The sequence below is a fragment of the Providencia sp. wls1943 genome (genome assembly GCF_009706275.1).
Lineage (GTDB): Bacteria > Pseudomonadota > Gammaproteobacteria > Enterobacterales > Enterobacteriaceae > Providencia > Providencia zhijiangensis.
This window is the reverse complement of record NZ_WLTU01000024.1, coordinates 109,894-127,504: the sequence shown is the minus strand read 5'-3', so window position 1 is coordinate 127,504 and position 17,611 is coordinate 109,894. Positions and strand designations below refer to the sequence as shown.

General features: G+C 40.3%; 11 protein-coding genes and 3 tRNA genes. 9 read left to right on the top strand and 5 right to left on the bottom strand.

Annotation, left to right across the window (positions count from 1 at the left end; all coding sequences use genetic code 11):
- Positions 1-133: 133 nt before the first annotated feature.
- Positions 134-1,534, top strand: a complete 1,401-nt coding sequence (gene cycA, locus GKR48_RS13410) for a D-serine/D-alanine/glycine transporter (RefSeq protein ID WP_154628441.1) — start codon at positions 134-136, stop codon at positions 1,532-1,534.
- Positions 1,535-1,643: 109 nt separating this feature from the next.
- On the opposite strand, the gene putP is transcribed toward cycA, so the two are convergent.
- Positions 1,644-3,128, bottom strand: a complete 1,485-nt coding sequence (gene putP / locus GKR48_RS13405; protein ID WP_154628440.1) for a sodium/proline symporter PutP — start codon at positions 3,126-3,128, stop codon at positions 1,644-1,646.
- Between the two features lie 493 nt (positions 3,129-3,621).
- On the opposite strand from putP, the gene putA reads away from it, so the two are divergent.
- Positions 3,622-7,620: a trifunctional transcriptional regulator/proline dehydrogenase/L-glutamate gamma-semialdehyde dehydrogenase gene (gene putA / locus GKR48_RS13400; RefSeq protein WP_154628439.1), complete on the top strand. Its 3,999-nt coding sequence runs from the start codon at positions 3,622-3,624 to the stop codon at positions 7,618-7,620.
- 381 nt (positions 7,621-8,001) lie between these two features.
- Here the strand turns inward: putA and fliZ are convergent, their stop codons facing one another.
- Positions 8,002-8,514 carry a flagella biosynthesis regulatory protein FliZ gene (gene fliZ, locus GKR48_RS13395; RefSeq protein WP_154628438.1) on the bottom strand — a complete coding sequence of 171 codons (513 nt, stop codon included), beginning with the start codon at positions 8,512-8,514 and terminating at the stop codon, positions 8,002-8,004.
- Positions 8,515-9,538: 1,024 nt separating this feature from the next.
- Here fliZ and GKR48_RS13390 point away from each other — a divergent pair.
- Entirely contained in the window at positions 9,539-9,850 is a 312-nt protein-coding gene (locus tag GKR48_RS13390) for a DUF5339 domain-containing protein (protein WP_006657479.1), read from the top strand.
- Between the two features lie 92 nt (positions 9,851-9,942).
- On the opposite strand, the gene mgtA is transcribed toward GKR48_RS13390, so the two are convergent.
- The gene (gene mgtA / locus GKR48_RS13385) at positions 9,943-12,645 is read right to left on the bottom strand and encodes a magnesium-translocating P-type ATPase (protein ID WP_154628436.1); all 2,703 of its coding nucleotides are present in this window, start codon (positions 12,643-12,645) and stop codon (positions 9,943-9,945) included.
- Between the two features lie 146 nt (positions 12,646-12,791).
- Entirely contained in the window at positions 12,792-13,490 is a 699-nt protein-coding gene (locus tag GKR48_RS13380; protein WP_036951537.1) for an MgtC family protein, read from the bottom strand.
- A 211-nt stretch (positions 13,491-13,701) separates the two neighbouring features.
- Between GKR48_RS13380 and GKR48_RS18025 the strand changes: the two genes are divergently transcribed.
- Positions 13,702-13,830 (top strand): hypothetical protein, encoded by a 129-nt coding sequence (locus GKR48_RS18025; protein WP_255425044.1) that lies wholly within the window; start codon positions 13,702-13,704, stop codon positions 13,828-13,830.
- A 142-nt stretch (positions 13,831-13,972) separates the two neighbouring features.
- On the opposite strand, the gene cspE is transcribed toward GKR48_RS18025, so the two are convergent.
- Positions 13,973-14,185, bottom strand: coding sequence for a transcription antiterminator/RNA stability regulator CspE (gene cspE / locus GKR48_RS13375; protein ID WP_004909801.1), 213 nt, complete (start codon positions 14,183-14,185; stop codon positions 13,973-13,975).
- Positions 14,186-14,665: 480 nt separating this feature from the next.
- Between cspE and GKR48_RS13370 the strand changes: the two genes are divergently transcribed.
- The 5 genes from GKR48_RS13370 (at position 14,666) to pyrC (ending at position 17,406) form a co-directional block, all read left to right on the top strand.
- Positions 14,666-15,169 (top strand): YlaC family protein, encoded by a 504-nt coding sequence (locus GKR48_RS13370; RefSeq protein ID WP_154628434.1) that lies wholly within the window; start codon positions 14,666-14,668, stop codon positions 15,167-15,169.
- Positions 15,170-15,305: 136 nt separating this feature from the next.
- Positions 15,306-15,381 (top strand) — tRNA-Asn (locus tag GKR48_RS13365).
- A gap of 326 nt (positions 15,382-15,707) precedes the next feature.
- Positions 15,708-15,783, top strand: a tRNA-Asn gene (locus GKR48_RS13360).
- Positions 15,784-16,090: 307 nt separating this feature from the next.
- Positions 16,091-16,166 (top strand) — tRNA-Asn (locus GKR48_RS13355).
- Between the two features lie 190 nt (positions 16,167-16,356).
- Positions 16,357-17,406 (top strand): dihydroorotase, encoded by a 1,050-nt coding sequence (gene pyrC, locus GKR48_RS13350; protein WP_154628432.1) that lies wholly within the window; start codon positions 16,357-16,359, stop codon positions 17,404-17,406.
- Positions 17,407-17,611: the final 205 nt, after the last annotated feature.

Below are 17,611 nucleotides of genomic sequence, written 5' to 3'. Positions count from 1 at the left end.
GGTCTCTCAGACATTTGTAAATTTTCTCTTACTCTAATTGAGATTTATGTCACAATATTTCGAGCAAACACAGCCTCAAACTTAAAAAAATAGTGTGGGCTAATATCACAATGACTATCGGATAAATAACAATATGGAAGAAAATGCAACGACAACCACCCCTCGGCCATCTTCTGACCGAAATCAACTAAAACGTAGCCTCAGTAACCGTCATATTCAGTTAATTGCCATTGGAGGCGCCATTGGTACAGGGCTATTTATGGGGTCAGGAAAGACTATCTCCCTCGCAGGTCCCTCTATTATCTTTGTCTACATGATCATCGGCTTTGTGCTGTTTTTTGTCATGCGAGCCATGGGGGAATTGCTGCTTTCCAACCTAGACTATAAATCTTTCAGTGATTTTTCTGCGGATTTAATCGGTCCATGGGCAGGGTTCTTTGTGGGATGGACTTACTGGTTCTGCTGGGTGATCACGGGAATAGCCGATATTATCGCGATCACCTCGTATGTCAGTTTCTGGGTACCTAATTTCCCGGAATGGGTGACTTCATTTATCTGTGTTGCCACGCTACTGACACTTAACTTAGTTTCTGTTCGACTGTTTGGTGAACTGGAGTTCTGGTTCGCGATGATCAAAATTGTCGCTATTGTCACGCTAATTGCCGTCGGCGGTACGTTGATTGCGATGAATTTCCAATCACCGACCGGACACACAGCATCTTTAAGTAATATTTGGAACGATGGTGGTATGTTCCCAATGGGGCTCAGTGGGTTCTTTGCTGGATTCCAAATTGCGATTTTCGCCTTTGTAGGAATTGAATTAGTGGGTACCGCAGCAGCAGAAACCCGTGATCCTGAAAAATCCCTACCAAAAGCCATTAATGCTATCCCGATCAGGATCATTGCTTTCTATGTATTATCCCTGATTGTGATTATGGCCGTTACTCCCTGGCGCACCATTTTGGCGGACAAAAGTCCTTTTGTAGAAATGTTCGTGCTAATCAGCCTGCCAGCTGCTGCCAGTATCGTGAACTTTGTGGTACTTACCTCTGCGGCTTCATCAGCAAACAGTGGTGTTTTCTCCACCAGCCGTATGCTGTTTGGGTTATCTAAAGAGGGAGATGCGCCGAAACAATTTAGTCAGTTATCAAAAAAAGCGGTACCTGCAACAGGCTTAATTTTCACCTGTATCTGCCTAAGTTTCGGTATTGTCTTGATCTACTTTATTCCCGATATCATGCATGCATTCACCTTAGTCACAACCGTGTCTGCGATTCTGTTCATGTTTATCTGGAGTATGATTTTATTAAGCTACCTGAATTTCCGTAAGAATCGCCCAGAAAAACATGCCGCATCTCGCTATAAGATGCCTTGGGGTATTTTTATGTCATGGGTCAGTCTCGCTTTCTTTGCTTTTATGGTTGTATTACTCGCATTCCAACATGACACCCGACAAGCTTTAATTGCGACGCCACTGTGGTTTGTTATTCTGTTTATTGGCTACCAAGTCGTCAAACGCCGTAAACCACGTTAATTATTTGACGGATATGCAATTAACAAACAAAACAAAAGGCTGGAAGGTTTCCCTTTCAGCCTTTTTACTATCTATAACTAGACCTATCTATAAAATCTAAATCTATCAATTATTTTGTATTATATTCAGCTTCTGCTTCATCAAAGCGGGCTTGTGCTGCTGCACTTGGCGCCTTAGTTATTAAGCTGATAACTATGATAGCGATGGTCGCAAAAATAAAGCCTGGAATGATTTCATATAAACCTAACCATTTGAATTTCATCCAAACTAATACCGTTACCGCACCGACAATCATCCCTGCTAAGGCCCCAGTACGTGTCATACGTTTCCACATAACAGAGAGTAAAACGACTGGACCAAACGCGGCACCAAAACCTGCCCACGCGTTACTCACCAATCCTAAGACTTTGTTATTTGGGTCTTGGGCAATATAGATTGCGATCGCTGCCACTAACAGCACCATTCCGCGCCCTACCCACACTAGCTCTTTCTGGCTAGCTGATTTGCGGAAGAATGGCTTATATAAGTCTTCGGTTAATGCGCTAGCACACACTAATAATTGGCAACTTAATGTACTCATTACCGCCGCCAAAATCGCAGATAATAAGATACCCGCAACCCATGGGTTAAACAGTAATCCGGCTAATTCCATGAAAATACGTTCGTTATTTTTCATCACAGAACCTGCTAATGCAGGATTATTTTCAAAATAGGCGATACCAAAGAAGCCAACAGCAATCGTTCCACCTAAGCATAATGCCATCCATGTCATACTGATACGACGTGCTGAACGAATAGTACGATGTGAATCTGCCGCCATAAAACGCGCCAAAATGTGAGGCTGACCAAAGTAACCCAGTCCCCAACCCAGCAATGATAAGATGGCAACAAAGTTCATGCCCTTAAACATATCAAGGTATTCAGGGTTTTTCGCTTTAATCACTTCTATTGAAGTATCTAACCCGCCAAGGGATAAAATCACGACAATTGGCGTTAAGATCAGGGCAAAAATCATCAATGATGCTTGAACAGTATCCGTCCAACTTACCGCTAAGAAACCACCTAAGAAAGTATAAGCAATGGTCGCCAGTGCTCCTAACCACAGAGCTTTGTCGTAACTTATATTAAAGGTGCTTTCAAACAGCAAGCCCCCTGCTACAACCCCAGATGCACAATAGATAGTAAAGAAAACTAAAATAACAACCGCAGAAATAATACGTAAAATCTTACTATTATCTTCAAAACGACTTGTGAAATAGTCTGGCAGCGTTAAGGCATTATTATTTTTTTCAGTTTGTACACGTAAACGCCCTGCAACAAACAGCCAGTTTAAATAAGCCCCTAAACATAAACCAATTGCAATCCAGCTTTCAGAAATACCAGCGAGGAAAATAGCGCCTGGTAACCCCATCAATAACCAGCCACTCATATCTGAAGCCCCTGCAGATAATGCGGTTACCACACTACCTAAACTTCGTCCCCCTAAAATGTAATCATCAAAGTTTTTCGTTGAGCGATAGGCTAAATAGCCGATCAATAACATACCCGTGATATATACGATGAACATAATGATCATCGGAGTGCTTACAGTCATCCTGTCGTCTCCATAGTGCGTCTATTTTGTCGTTATCTTTATAATTTTCTTTGATAACTTTTAATCTCAAGGTGTTGCACTTAATTGCACAATTTTGCATTTTTTGATGCACACCTTATCTATGTTGTGATTGTTTGTGTTGCAATAACTCAATAACTTTGCCACATCATGCTAGACAGACTCAGATGCTTTTAACAAGAAATTAACTATTTTTTGTTCAATAAATAAAAGACACATCACAAATGTTAAACTTTTAAGTCAAATTCTTAATTAAGCGTTTAACTTGTCATCATCCCCAAAGAAAACCCAACACATTGATTTACAAGTGAATCATAAAAACCCAATCAATGAGTCTCATAAATTACTCATAAAAATAAGAGTTGTTTCACATTTCCTTCACATAGCACATTAACAATGTTGCACAAAGTTGCAACATCATCATAATGGTGTGTAACTTTTGGTATTTAACACCTGTGAAAAGGAAGAAATTAAGATGAGTAGCACAACAACTATGGGTGTGAGACTTGATGAAGAAACTCGTGACCGCATTAAAGCCGCCGCTCAACGTCTTGATCGCACATCCCATTGGCTTATTAAACAAGCTATATATAATTATTTAGAGCAACTCGATAACAATCAAATTATACCTGAATTATCAACGGTTTTGGATACAAAAGATCAGCATTCTGGAGACGAAATTTCGTCTCCAGAAACCCTTTATCAGCCATTCCTTGAGTTCGCTGAACATATTTTGCCCCAATCGGTGAAACGCTCTGCAATTACATCGGCGTACCGCATTCCTGAAACTCAAGCCGTTCCAATGCTTTTACAACAAGCTGAACTGCCTCCTGAACAAGCTGATGCGGCTCATAAACTGGCTTATTCCATCGCAGAAAAATTGCGTAATCAAAAAAATGGAGTGGGTCGTTCAGGTTTAGTCCAAGGGTTATTACAAGAATTTTCCCTGTCTTCTCAAGAAGGCGTGGCATTAATGTGCCTTGCCGAAGCACTATTACGTATCCCCGATAAAGCCACTCGCGATGCACTGATCCGAGATAAAATCAGTACAGGTAACTGGCAATCCCATGTTGGTCAAAGCAGCTCAATGTTTGTGAACGCAGCAACATGGGGGCTTTTATTTACGGGTAAATTAGTCTCTACCCACAACGAAGCAAAACTATCCTCCTCGCTAAATCGCATTATCAGCAAAAGTGGTGAGCCGCTGGTACGAAAAGGCGTGGATATGGCAATGCGCTTGATGGGTGAACAATTTGTCACCGGCGAAACCATCGCCCAAGCCCTTGCCAACGCACGTAAATTAGAAGACAAAGGTTTCCGCTACTCCTACGATATGCTAGGTGAAGCTGCATTAACCGAAAAAGATGCCCAAGATTATATGGTCTCTTACCAACAAGCGATCCACGCAATTGGTAAAGCCTCGAATGGACGCGGGATCTATGAAGGGCCGGGTATTTCCATCAAATTATCCGCTCTGCATCCACGTTATAGCCGCGCGCAATACGAGCGCGTGATGGAAGAACTGTATCCGCGCTTACTCTCTTTAGTCTTGCAAGCTCACCAATACGATGTTGGTATCAACATTGATGCTGAAGAAGCTGACCGCTTAGAAATTTCGTTAGATTTACTCGAAAAATTGTGTTTTGAACCGAAATTGGCTGGCTGGAACGGTATTGGTTTTGTCATTCAGGCTTACCAAAAACGCTGCCCATTTGTTATCGACTCAATTATCAATTTAGCCGAACGCAGCCAACGCCGCCTGATGATCCGTCTTGTAAAAGGGGCTTATTGGGATAGCGAAATTAAACGTGCACAAATTGACGGCCTAGAAGGTTATCCAGTTTATACCCGCAAAGTGTATACCGACGTTTCTTATATCGCTTGCGCACGTAAATTACTGTCTGTACCTAACTTAATTTACCCACAATTTGCGACGCATAACGCGCACACACTATCGGCTATCTACCAAATTGCAGGTAAAAACTACTACCCTGGTCAATATGAATTCCAATGCCTACATGGCATGGGTGAACCATTATATGAACAAGTCGTTGGTAAAGTGGCAGACGGTAAACTCAACCGACCATGTCGTATTTATGCCCCAGTCGGTACCCACGAAACATTATTAGCTTACTTAGTTCGCCGCCTCTTAGAGAACGGGGCAAACACTTCGTTTGTTAACCGAATTGCGGATGCCACGATCCCATTAGATGAATTGGTTGCTGATCCGGTTAAAGACGTTCGTGAGCTATCTAAAACTGAAGGGCAAATTGGCTTACCACACCCTAAAATTCCATTACCGCGTGACCTGTATGGAACTCGCCGTGTTAACTCAATGGGCTTAGATTTATCTAACGAACACCGCTTAGCATCACTCTCGAGCGCATTACTCAATGCCGCGGCGCAAGAAAAAATCGCAGAACCACTATTGGGTGGCGAATTTGTGGCACAACAAGCGCTACCTGAAGCCGTCGCAATTATCAACCCAGCCTGCCATCGCGATATCGTGGGTAAAGTACGTGAAGCCAGCGAACAAGAAGCTGAACATGCACTGAATATCGCCACTGATGCAGGTGCGATTTGGTTTGCAACACCACCATCTGAACGTGCAGCTATCCTGTTACGTGCTGCCGATATTATGGAGCAACAGTTGCAGCCATTATTGGATGTGCTAGTGCGTGAAGCTGGGAAAACTTACGCCAATGCGATTGCTGAAGTGCGTGAAGCGGTTGATTTCTTAAACTATTACGCTACTCAAGTCCGTGAAGATTTTGATAATAACACTCACCGCCCTCTTGGCCCTGTTGTTTGTATCAGCCCATGGAACTTCCCATTAGCCATTTTCTCTGGACAAATCGCAGCGGCATTAGCTGCAGGTAACACTGTGCTGGCTAAACCTGCGGAACAAACACCATTAATTGGTGCTATTGCGGTATCCATTATGCACCAAGCGGGCATACCTCGTGATGTTCTGCAATTTTTACCGGGTAAAGGTGAAACTATCGGAGCAAAATTAGTCGGCGATCAGCGCGTTCGTGGCGTGATGTTCACTGGTTCAACCGAAGTTGCGGGCTTATTGCAGCGTAATATTGCGGGTCGCTTAGATACTCAGGGTCGCCCAACGCCTCTGATTGCAGAAACTGGCGGATTGAATGCGATGATTGTTGATTCTTCAGCACTCACTGAGCAAGTTGTCACCGATGTCGTCGCTTCTGCATTCGACAGTGCGGGTCAACGCTGCTCCGCATTGCGTATTCTTTGTGTTCAAGAAGATGTCGCTGACCGAACAATTCGCATGTTGAAAGGTGCAATGGAAGAGTGCCGGATGGGAAATCCTGAACACATCTCCACCGATATTGGTCCTGTCATTGATAGTGAAGCCAAAGAGAATATTGACCAACATATTCAACAAATGCGCAGTAAAGGTAAAAACGTTTTCCAAGCTGTCTTTGCAGACAGCCAAGATCAGCAAGAACAAGCCGAAGGAACCTACGTTAAGCCAACTCTGATTGAGTTAGATAATATTGGTGAGTTGAAAAAAGAAATTTTCGGACCTGTTCTGCATGTTGTTCGCTTCAAACGTGATGAATTAGAACAATTAGTTGACCAAATTAATGCGGCGGGTTACGGATTAACATTAGGTGTTCACACCCGCATTGATGAAACCATCAATCAAGTAGTTGCTAAAGCGAAAGTGGGCAACTTATATGTTAACCGCAATATGGTCGGTGCTGTTGTCGGTGTACAACCATTTGGTGGTGAAGGACTTTCAGGTACAGGACCTAAAGCCGGTGGGCCGCTTTATCTCTACCGTTTATTAAGCGAGCGTCCTGAGAATGCAGTTTGCCAAACACTGGAGCAGCAAGACAGCCACTTACCAATGGACGCAAGTGCTCGCGCAGAGTTACTCGCACCATTTGAAGCTTTTTCTGCATGGGTACAAAAACAGAAAACGGATGTTGAACAGTCTGTAATTGAACAATCTACGGTTGAACAATTTGCTCGTTTAACGCAAGCCGGTACAACACGTTTATTACCAGGGCCAACGGGTGAAAAGAACACCTACACCTTGCGTCCACGCGGCACTATTTTATGCCTTAGCGATAATGAACGTGATTGTTTGACTCAGTTATCTGCCGTGCTCGCAAGTGGTTGTCAAACACTGTGGGAAAATAGCGAACTGCATCAGAAGCTATTTAAATCACTGCCAGAAAAAGTCCGCAAAACTATATCATTCACCAAAGATTGGCAAAACACAGTGGAGCCAATTGAAGGTGTGATTTATCACGGAGATTGCGATCAACTGAAACACGTTTGTGAAGCGATTGCCAAACGCAAAGGGCCGATTATTTCAGTCCAAGGCTTTGAGCGTGGTGAAACTAACTTGCTCATTGAACGCTTAGTGCATGAACGTTCTTTAAGTGTGAATACTGCCGCAGCAGGTGGTAATGCAAGCTTAATGACTATCGGATAATAGGCCAAAAGCCTGAGTTTTTCAGCCCAGTATAATATAGGTTGATTAACTCAGGCTCTCCCCTCACTATAAACTCTTGAACTACATTCATAATATTCTATTCCTTTTTCATTAAATCCAAATATTCACTGCCTTTTTTGTTTTTTGTCATCCTTATTTATCTATAAATTTAATTAAATAGTTCCCATTAATTTTTATTATTATATATTAAGCATTAGCTATAACAGCTGATGAAATTTAATTCTAAATCTGTTCAATTTATATCATTTATACTGACTATTATTCAAAAATAAAAAAAGGTGCCCTATTGGACACCTATTTGCCTATTTTAGTATTAAAAATAATCGTATAACTAATTATTTTTATTAACTTAAAATATTATTAGTTTTTTTCTGACTGCCAGCTTAAATACTGCTCATATTTACGTAGTGCAATATTGTAGTTGCTAAATGCTGAATCAGTCATTCTATCACTCAACTGTTCTTGAACTTTACTTGCGGTAAAGTCTTTCATTGAAAAGTTAGAGGATGACAGCAGTTCATCTAAGCGGCGCAGACGAACAACGTACTCGCGGACGGTGCTATGACTCATTTCTGTCTGTAAGAACAAATACTGTTTAAAAGACATAATATCGAAATAGTCTGTATTGCTATTACAGAAAATTTCACTACAAAAACGACAAAGTGCTGTAAATTGCCCTTGAAGTTCGCCCCAAGCCGCTTCATCAACCAAATCGGTCATGTCAGCGATAGCTTCTTTATTCAAGATACTATCGTTGAAAACGAGGGAGATACGATCAAGAGTTTTATTACAGTGTGCACAATGAGTTTGGCTGTGTTTAAAATCTTTAATATAACGACTCAACGGCCGTTTCTTTACAATAGAAGCAGACATAATGGTAAAGCCCTGTGTGTAATTATAAAAATAAAAAGTAACAAGATAAATCCGGTTACATACATACCATGCCCATAGCATTAATGATTGTCTGCTATGTTGCATATCGAGATAAGTGTAATTACCTTATCTCATTTTCTTACTTTCCCTTTGTAAGGTGGATCCTTCTGGGAATGTAATGTAAGAAAATTTATTTCCCTTTGTCCGAAGCATTCTAACCTGTCTAAAACACTTTGGCGAATTTCTTATGAGAGTAATTTTGCACGTAAATTTGACCTAGCGTCAACCTAACGAACCTAATCGTTGTTAACCTAAATAGCAAAGTTTTATCACTTAAAAAACCAAGATTCGAAAGAGGGACACCCTTGGAGGCAGAGACTTTACCTGATAACCCCCTAACGATTCAAAGGAAATTTAATTTAAAAATCAATATTATATAGTGAAAAGCATTTTATTAATAAATTTGTGATACAGCTCACCTTTCACTTCTATAATCGCATTTTAAATGTACAGCCATTAATTCTATAAATATTCGATAATCCAGTTTTATACGTATAGTGTAAATTATTTTTTACATTTATTCTCAATTTTAATTATTTTTACTGCATATAAAAAAAAGTTATTAACATCATTAGAAAAGTTATAAGGAGTTTAATTTTCTCTTATTATAGACAATCTTTAGTTACTTTTACTTAACGTATTTTTTACAAAGTGGTTTGCTACTCACTTGGTATTTCATGCTGTTATTCTTATTTCATAAATATGTGAACTCAGTGTCAATTACGTATTTATACTAATTAATAATAATCCATCTTTATTTTTTATTCGTCATAATAGGCTAACAAAAAATATGATAGATAATTATCACTACAAAAGTCATTTATAAAGCATAAATTTTCATAACAGAGATTAATTATTTGAATTGATTATCAATTTCCTTTTTAGGATTTGTTACATTGATAAAAGAAGATCCTCTTATATACTTAATTTGTTTTATATATAAATAATTTTAATAAGGTTGATTATGAAAAAGATGATTTTAGCTTGTGGACTGGGTTTATTGGCATTAACAATTACTGCGTGCTCAGAAGAAGAGAAAAAAGGTCAAGTTGCTGGTGCAACTGAAACTTGTAACGCTTACTTCGCTGAAGTTGATAGCTTAATTGCTAAAGCTTCTGAGAACCCACAAGCCAAAGCTCAATTAGATGCGATGAAAGGTCAGTTAGAAGAAGGTAAAAAGCAAGTTGCTGCTTTACCTAAAGACCAACAAGATCAAGCTTGCCAGCAAGGCATTGATGCGATGAAACAAATGAAAACAGCTTTAGGTCTGCAATAAGCCTTACTATTCTGTAAAAAAAGAGCCTATATGGCTCTTTTTTATTTAACTTCAAGCGATAGATTCCGCTCAAGTCACGTAACCCAATCAGGTTATAACCACGTTCCAAAGCGTTTAATATAGATGTGCTTCATACCTTGCGCGACAAAGCAATAACTCACTAATGTCAGTACTAACCACGGGAAATATTCCATTGGCAAAGGCTGCAAGCCAATCATCGAACCAAATGATGAGAACGGAATATAAAGCCCAAGAGCCATAATGATTCCTGTTGTCAGTAACACGGGTAACGCAGCCGTACTTTGAATGAATGGGATTTTTTGTGTCCGTAACATATGAACAACCAAGGTTTGCGACAGTAATCCCTCAACAAACCAACCGGATTGGAATAGCGCTTCATGGGCGATACTATTGGCTTGGAACACATACCACATTAAGGCGAATGTCGTGATGTCAAAAATGGACGATGTTGGACCAATCCAAATCATAAAGCGCCCAATATTTTTCGCATCCCATTTACGGGGACGTTTTAAAAACTCTTTGTCCATTTTGTCCCACGGTAATGCGAGTTGGGACATATCGTACAGCAGGTTTTGAACGAGTAAATGAATAGCTAGCATCGGTAAGAACGGAATAAATGCACTCGCAATCAGAACGGAAAACACATTTCCAAAGTTAGAGCTTGCGGTCATATTTAAATACTTAATAATATTCCCAAACGTTTCTCTTCCTTTGATAACGCCTTGTTCTAATACCATTAAATCTTTTTCTAGCAGAATAATATCCGCAGATTCTTTCGCAATATCGGTGCCTGTATCCACGGATATACCGACATCCGCATCCCGTAAAGCCGGCGCATCATTGATCCCATCCCCCAGAAAACCAACCGTATGTCCATTTGCTTGTAGTAATTTTAGGATCCGAGATTTTTGCAGTGGGGTTAATTTGCAGAAAACGGAAACTTGTTCAACTTTTGTTTTCAGCTCCTCATCATTCATCGCCTCGACTTCAAGACCCGTCATAATCTCATCAATATTCAAACCTACATCATGGCAAATTTTTTCAGTGATCACGGCATTATCGCCAGTAAGCACTTTGACCATCACACCATTTTCTCTTAGTGCAGCAATAGCCGAAATTGCACTATCTTTTGCAGGGTCTAAAAATGTAAGAATACCTTGTAACTCAAGCTGTTGCTCTGCTTGAGCTGATAACGGTAACAAAGCTTCTGCATCATTTAATGAACGCGTTGCCAGCAGTAATACCCGGAAACCCTGTTTATTATAGTCACTGACTAACTCCGCAATCCTAGCTTTAGCTTGAGCATCTAATAAGGTGGTATGTCCATCATGCTGATAACTATGACAAACAGCCAACATCTCTTCCGCAGCCCCTTTACAGATCAATAAAGCATCACCTTCAGGGGTTTTTACTGTGACCGATAATTTTCGGCGAATAAAATCAAATGGTAGTTCATCAATTTTTTGATAAGCCTTCAACTGCTCGACCTTATCATTACCACGGCCACGTCGAATAATTGCCTGATCCATCATGTTTTTGGCACCGCTTTGATGGAAACTATTTAACCACGCCAATTGCAAAATTCGACTATCTTTTTGCCCATTGCTGTCGAGATAATGCTCTAAAATAATGCGATCTTGCGTTAGCGTGCCTGTTTTATCCGTACAGAGTACATCCATCGCACCAAAGTTCTGAATCGCATTGAGCCGTTTAACGATAACCTTATGCTTAGACATGGCTATCGCCCCTTTTGCAAGGTTCGAGCTCACAATCATCGGTAACATTTCTGGGGTTAACCCTACTGCAACTGCCAATGAAAATAGTGTTGCCTCAAACCAATCGCCTTTAGTGAATCCATTGATTAATAAGACAATCGGCACCATTACCAGCATAAAGCGGATCAGCAACCAACTCACACTATTCACACCGCGATCAAAAGCAGTTTGAGCTCGAGTTCCAACAATCGATTTGGCCAGCGAACCTAGGTACGTTTTGCTCCCCGTTGCAACCACAATACCTCTCGCTGTCCCACTTGTCACATTGGTGCCCATCAAACAGATATTTGAAATTTCAAGTAATTCATTTTCTGTCGGTGATGCGGGCTCCAAGCTTTTTGCGGACACATTTGCGAGAGTGTCATATTTTTCAACAGGGATAGATTCCCCCGTTAAAATGGCTTGGCTGATAAATAGATCTCGAGATTCCACTAGTTTTAAATCCGCGGGAACCATATCCCCTGCCGATAATAAAACGATATCCCCTGGTACTAAGCATTTGATAGGTACTTCCTTACGAATAGAACGTCCGGTTCTATCATCGCGGCGGAATACAGTAGCCGTGGTTCTAACCAAGGATTTCAAGGCTTCTGCCGCTTTATTGGTTCGATATTCTTGCCAAAAACGTAGCAATCCGCTTAATACAACCATTGTGACAATGATGATAACACCTGTTAAATCAGTCTCTTCACCCTGACGTTCTGGGATCACGTAGTCAGTAAAGAAACTCACAATCGCGAGGATCATCAAAACAAAAATAAATGGATTTTTAAAAGAAGTGAGTAATTGCTTCCAAGCAGGAGGCGCTTTTTCATGAGCAACTTCATTTTCACCTTCTACCACTAAGCGGTCGAGAGCTTCATTTTCAGATAAGCCCAAAAGGTTAGTTTGATATTCATTGAGAACCTGCTCAATGTTTTTGCTCGCTTGTTCGCCAACAATGAATTTTTGGCGTGCAGGGGCTTTTGCGCCTTTGCGCTGATGCCTTATTTCAGTCATAACGTTATCTCTATAGAGTACAGTTGTACTTTTTAAACGCTATCTGACTGAAAATATTGTATTTTAGCCAGATAGCTCCTGTTTATATCTCCAAGACGGGGGGTGCTCGTCCATTTAAGCTCCTTTAATCAGTTAATTTTTAGCAATCAAGCGGGTAGCTCAGATGCCACTTTCCAATTGATAGCACTGACACTTTGCTCAAGACTAATCCGGCAAACCAATGCTTCTATCTCTTTTTGCTCTACTGGAGTGGCAAGAAACTCTGCACACACCTCCAGCTGTTCTGGTTTCAATGTATCTGCGCTACTCAATGACTGTAAGCGAATATGCAGCCCATTAATGGCTTGTAAAATCAACGTTCTAACAAGGATTTCATCACCTTGGTGACACATCACCCGTATTTTATAACGCTGCTCAACATCTAATGCCTGCTGTTGCGGCTGGCGATTAATTTTTGCTGCAGCTTCTCGCAGTAGAATGTTTGCACATAAAATCAATAAGGTAGCTATTGTAGCCAGTGAGTATTGTCCTAACCCGCATAACACACCAATCCCTGCTGAACACCATAGTGTTGCAGCTGTATTCAGCCCTCGAATATTCATGCCTTCACGCATGATCACTCCAGCACCTAAGAAGCCAATACCGGACACAATTTGTGCAGCAATTCGGCCAGGGCTATCTGGTGAAGTCGTCACTGAACTCAAAATAAATACGGCAGCGCCCGTCGCAACCAATGCATTCGTACGCAATCCAGCCATTCTTTGACGCCATTGACGCTCTGCGCCAATTAATGCACCAAGGCACATTGCAGATAAAAGATTTAATATATCCGGTGTGAAAAACATAATGATCCCTCCATCAAATAATGGATAACAATTAATGAGCAGAATAAAAGCCCATGCCAAATTGCTGAATAAATAAATATTCAGTAATTAATGGCTATTGCCCGGAGGGAATAGAGAATAAATATAAACTTGCATGATACACACTCACTGCAACAGTGATTAATTCATTAAAAAAATGAAAATTTCTTATATAAATCAGGGAGTATGATTGATGGAAACATCAGACACCGCCCGCCGTAGTGGCAAGCAGTTAATAGAAGAGATTATTAATGACTTGCCAATTAAATTAAGTTTTTATTACAACTCTGACTGTCCAAGTAATTTATCTCCAATAGGTTAATGTGAGCTGAGTATAGATGCGGCTAATTATTAAGTAAAGATTTAAATGTTAATTATTTTTACACTATATTTTTTAGTTTTCAGAAACGAAAAAGCCCGTCCTTAAAAAGGACGGGCTTTAGAAAATCAGTTAAGCAATTAGCTTAGATAGCAGTTACGTTAGCAGCTGCTGGGCCTTTTGCACCGTTTTCAATGGTGAATTCAACTTGCTGGCCTTCTGCCAGAGTTTTGAAACCATTGCCCTGAATGGCAGAGAAGTGGACGAAAACGTCTTTGCTACCATCAGCTGGAGTGATGAAACCGAAGCCTTTAGACTCGTTGAACCACTTAACTTGACCTTTCATTTTGTCGGACATTTGACTTTTCCTATATAACATCAAAAAAACTTGCCTTTTGGCATATATGGGCCAGAGTCAGCTATTTAATCAGGGAAACACCAAGATGAAGCGTCACGGTAAAAGGCTATCTGTGATAACTTTTTTCTTTAGAACACACTAACTCAGTAATCATACATCAAATAGGACTGCTAAACAGGCCGATGCACATTAACTCATGACTTTGAGATAATAGCAACTATTTTATACATTCAATCCCGAAAATATTGATGTTTTTTCGATTTCGTCACTTTTAGGCGGGATTATGTTAACAAATAAACTGCATTTTATTGATATTTTAAAGATTTTTTTTAAATAAAACCCTCTCCAAGCCTCAAAAGTCGACAGGATTAATCCCAGATGATGACAATCCAGTTAAATATTTTTTTTAACTGATATATAACAATTCATTCCCTCCGTGATACCCTCCTAGTATAGATATCTGACAGAGAGTCACTTACCATGGATATTATCAAACAAATACTTATAGATGATTTAGATGCCATTAATCAGCGTGAGCAACGTGATGGCAAACCTTACTTTAATAGCCAATTTCTCGCCAATCATCCTTATTTATGTATTGGCATGATTGCAGCTTATTTACCGCTTGCCGTGATCTTATGGTACGCACCCTACTTTGGCCCTTATTGGACGCTCGGTATAACCCTCTTATTCATTATACTTGCTAGCGTTCTGTTGTTTGACATTAAGCCTGTTTACCATTTTGAAGACATTGGCGTGCTTGATTTGCGCGTTTGCTATAACGGCGAATGGTTTGTCACTGAAGTCGTATCTGAAGATGCTTTAAATAAAGTTCTTGAATCTCAAGAAGTCAGCTCAGCTATCAAGCAAGAAATTTCTCGTTTATTAGCATTAAAGGGAAATATTTCCTTTTACGATATTTACCATATTGCTTACCCAGAGGTTTCGTTGCCAACACAAGTTACTTTAGCTGCTCAAAATTAAAACATTATCAATAATATAGCGTAGTTTTTATTCGTAATGATTAGTGAGTGAGCAATTAGATTTATTTTCTATTTTTATCGTTGACAGGCCGAGGTGATATCGTTAATATTCGCCTCGTTCTCAGGAACAACCCAATTCCTCCATAGTTCAGTCGGTAGAACGGCGGACTGTTAATCCGTATGTCGCTGGTTCAAGTCCAGCTGGAGGAGCCAAATTTAAAAAGCCCGCTAAGATTAATTCTTGCGGGCTTTTTGCTTTCTAGTCCCTTTAACCATTTCATGCACACTCACCCTATTCCCAGCCACTTTTATTTATTCCTGTCCTATTCATTAATAGAATAATCCCTATTGCTTGCTCGTTATTCACATTTTAGCCGCTCTGCTTAAAACAACGGGTAAATCCCTGAAACCCTATTGATAAGGCATAAATAATCACCAACTTGTTTATTTAGCAACCTATTGAACATTTTTTTTAATTTTATGCTTTACAACTGAGTACGCGGTGGGTAATATGCGCCTCGTTCTCAAGAACAACCAATTCCTCCATAGTTCAGTCGGTAGAACGGCGGACTGTTAATCCGTATGTCGCTGGTTCAAGTCCAGCTGGAGGAGCCAAATTTAAGAAGCCCGCTCAGGTTAATCCTAGCGGGCTTCTTGCTTTCTAATCCAGCCATTTTTATCCTTCCTATTAATTCCTTATCAAAAATAATTTTTACACATAACAATCGCGCTATAATCTTATATCTCATTTTTTAACTGACTCTTTTTTAAGCTATTTTTGGCTTTATTCCTTTTACATCTTATCAGTCAGATCAAAATTCTATCGATTCGCGCAGATAACAGGCAAACGAACTTATTTTATCATTTTCCCCTTTGACATAAGCGATTCAGAACGCTAATATCCTCTGCGTGTTAAGGGAGTTCCTCCATAGTTCAGTCGGTAGAACGGCGGACTGTTAATCCGTATGTCGCTGGTTCGAGTCCAGCTGGAGGAGCCAACTTAATCTTTCCTTTCCCTGTTTTATTCTGTTCCAATTCCTTTATTTTCCAACATGTTAAAAAAAACCACAGAAAAATAATTTCTATATTAATTGTCCTTGATCATAGCTATTTAATCGTTTTCGTTTTATCATTCTTTCCCGGCTTGAGCATCTGCTCATCACTTCCCCCCTTATTGGAGCCGGTTTAATGACAACTGTAACTACCCTAACGATCCGCCGCCCTGATGATTGGCATGTTCATTTTCGCGATAATGAAATGTTAAATACAGTCGTGCCGTTCACAAGCCAATTTTTTGGTCGTGCCATTGTCATGCCTAACCTTGTACCCCCAGTTACCACGGTAGAAGCCGCAAGAGCATACCGTGAACGAATTAAACAAGCGGTACCTGCTGGGCACCAATTTACACCGCTAATGACCTGCTATTTAACTGACACAACGGATGCTGATGAATTAATTCGTGGTTTCAATGAAGGTGTATTTACGGCCTGTAAATTGTATCCCGCAAATGCCACAACAAACTCTAGCCATGGCGTGTCTGACATTAAAAAAATCTACCCTGTTCTTGCTGCCATGGAACAAGCTGGAATGCCATTACTCATTCATGGGGAAGTGACCGCCAGCCATATCGATATCTTCGACCGTGAAGCGCTGTTTATCGAACAAGTCATGCTGCCATTACGAGCTCAATTCCCTCAGTTAAAAGTGGTTTTCGAACACATCACAACCAAAGAAGCCGCACAATATGTGTTAGAGGCTAACGAATTTACAGCTGCGACCTTAACACCACAGCATTTGATGTTTAACCGCAACCATATGTTAGTTGGTGGTGTACGACCGCATCTATATTGCCTGCCTATTTTAAAACGTAATGTTCATCAAGAAGCATTACGTGCAGCTGTCGCTTCTGGCTGTGATCGCTTCTTCTTAGGCACCGATACTGCACCGCATGTTCAATCCCGTAAAGAGACATCCTGTGGCTGTGCAGGCGTATTTAACGCACCAACCGCACTAGCTGCCTATGCGACTGTATTCGAAGAATTAGGCGCTTTAGCGCATTTCGAAGCATTTTGTTCACTAAATGGACCTAAATTTTACGAATTACCCGTCAATGAAGGCCACATTACACTGACAAAATCTGAGAATATGACCTGTGAATCTATTGCCTGTGGGACAGATAAATTGATCCCATTCTTAGCGGGTGAAGATTGCGGTTGGACTATCAAAGTAGGCCAATAACATTATGATGTGGAAAGGTTTTGTCCTTTTCACATCTTCTTTTTTAAAGAATCACCAACTATTTTGTCAATTTTCATCAAAATTCACAGAAAAAATAGTTTTACTACTACCATATTAAAAAAATCTTCTTATACTAGATATAGCTCGTTCTGAGTCACCTGCTCTTAGTCAGTAATAGATATTTACTATTTATCACGATGTTTGA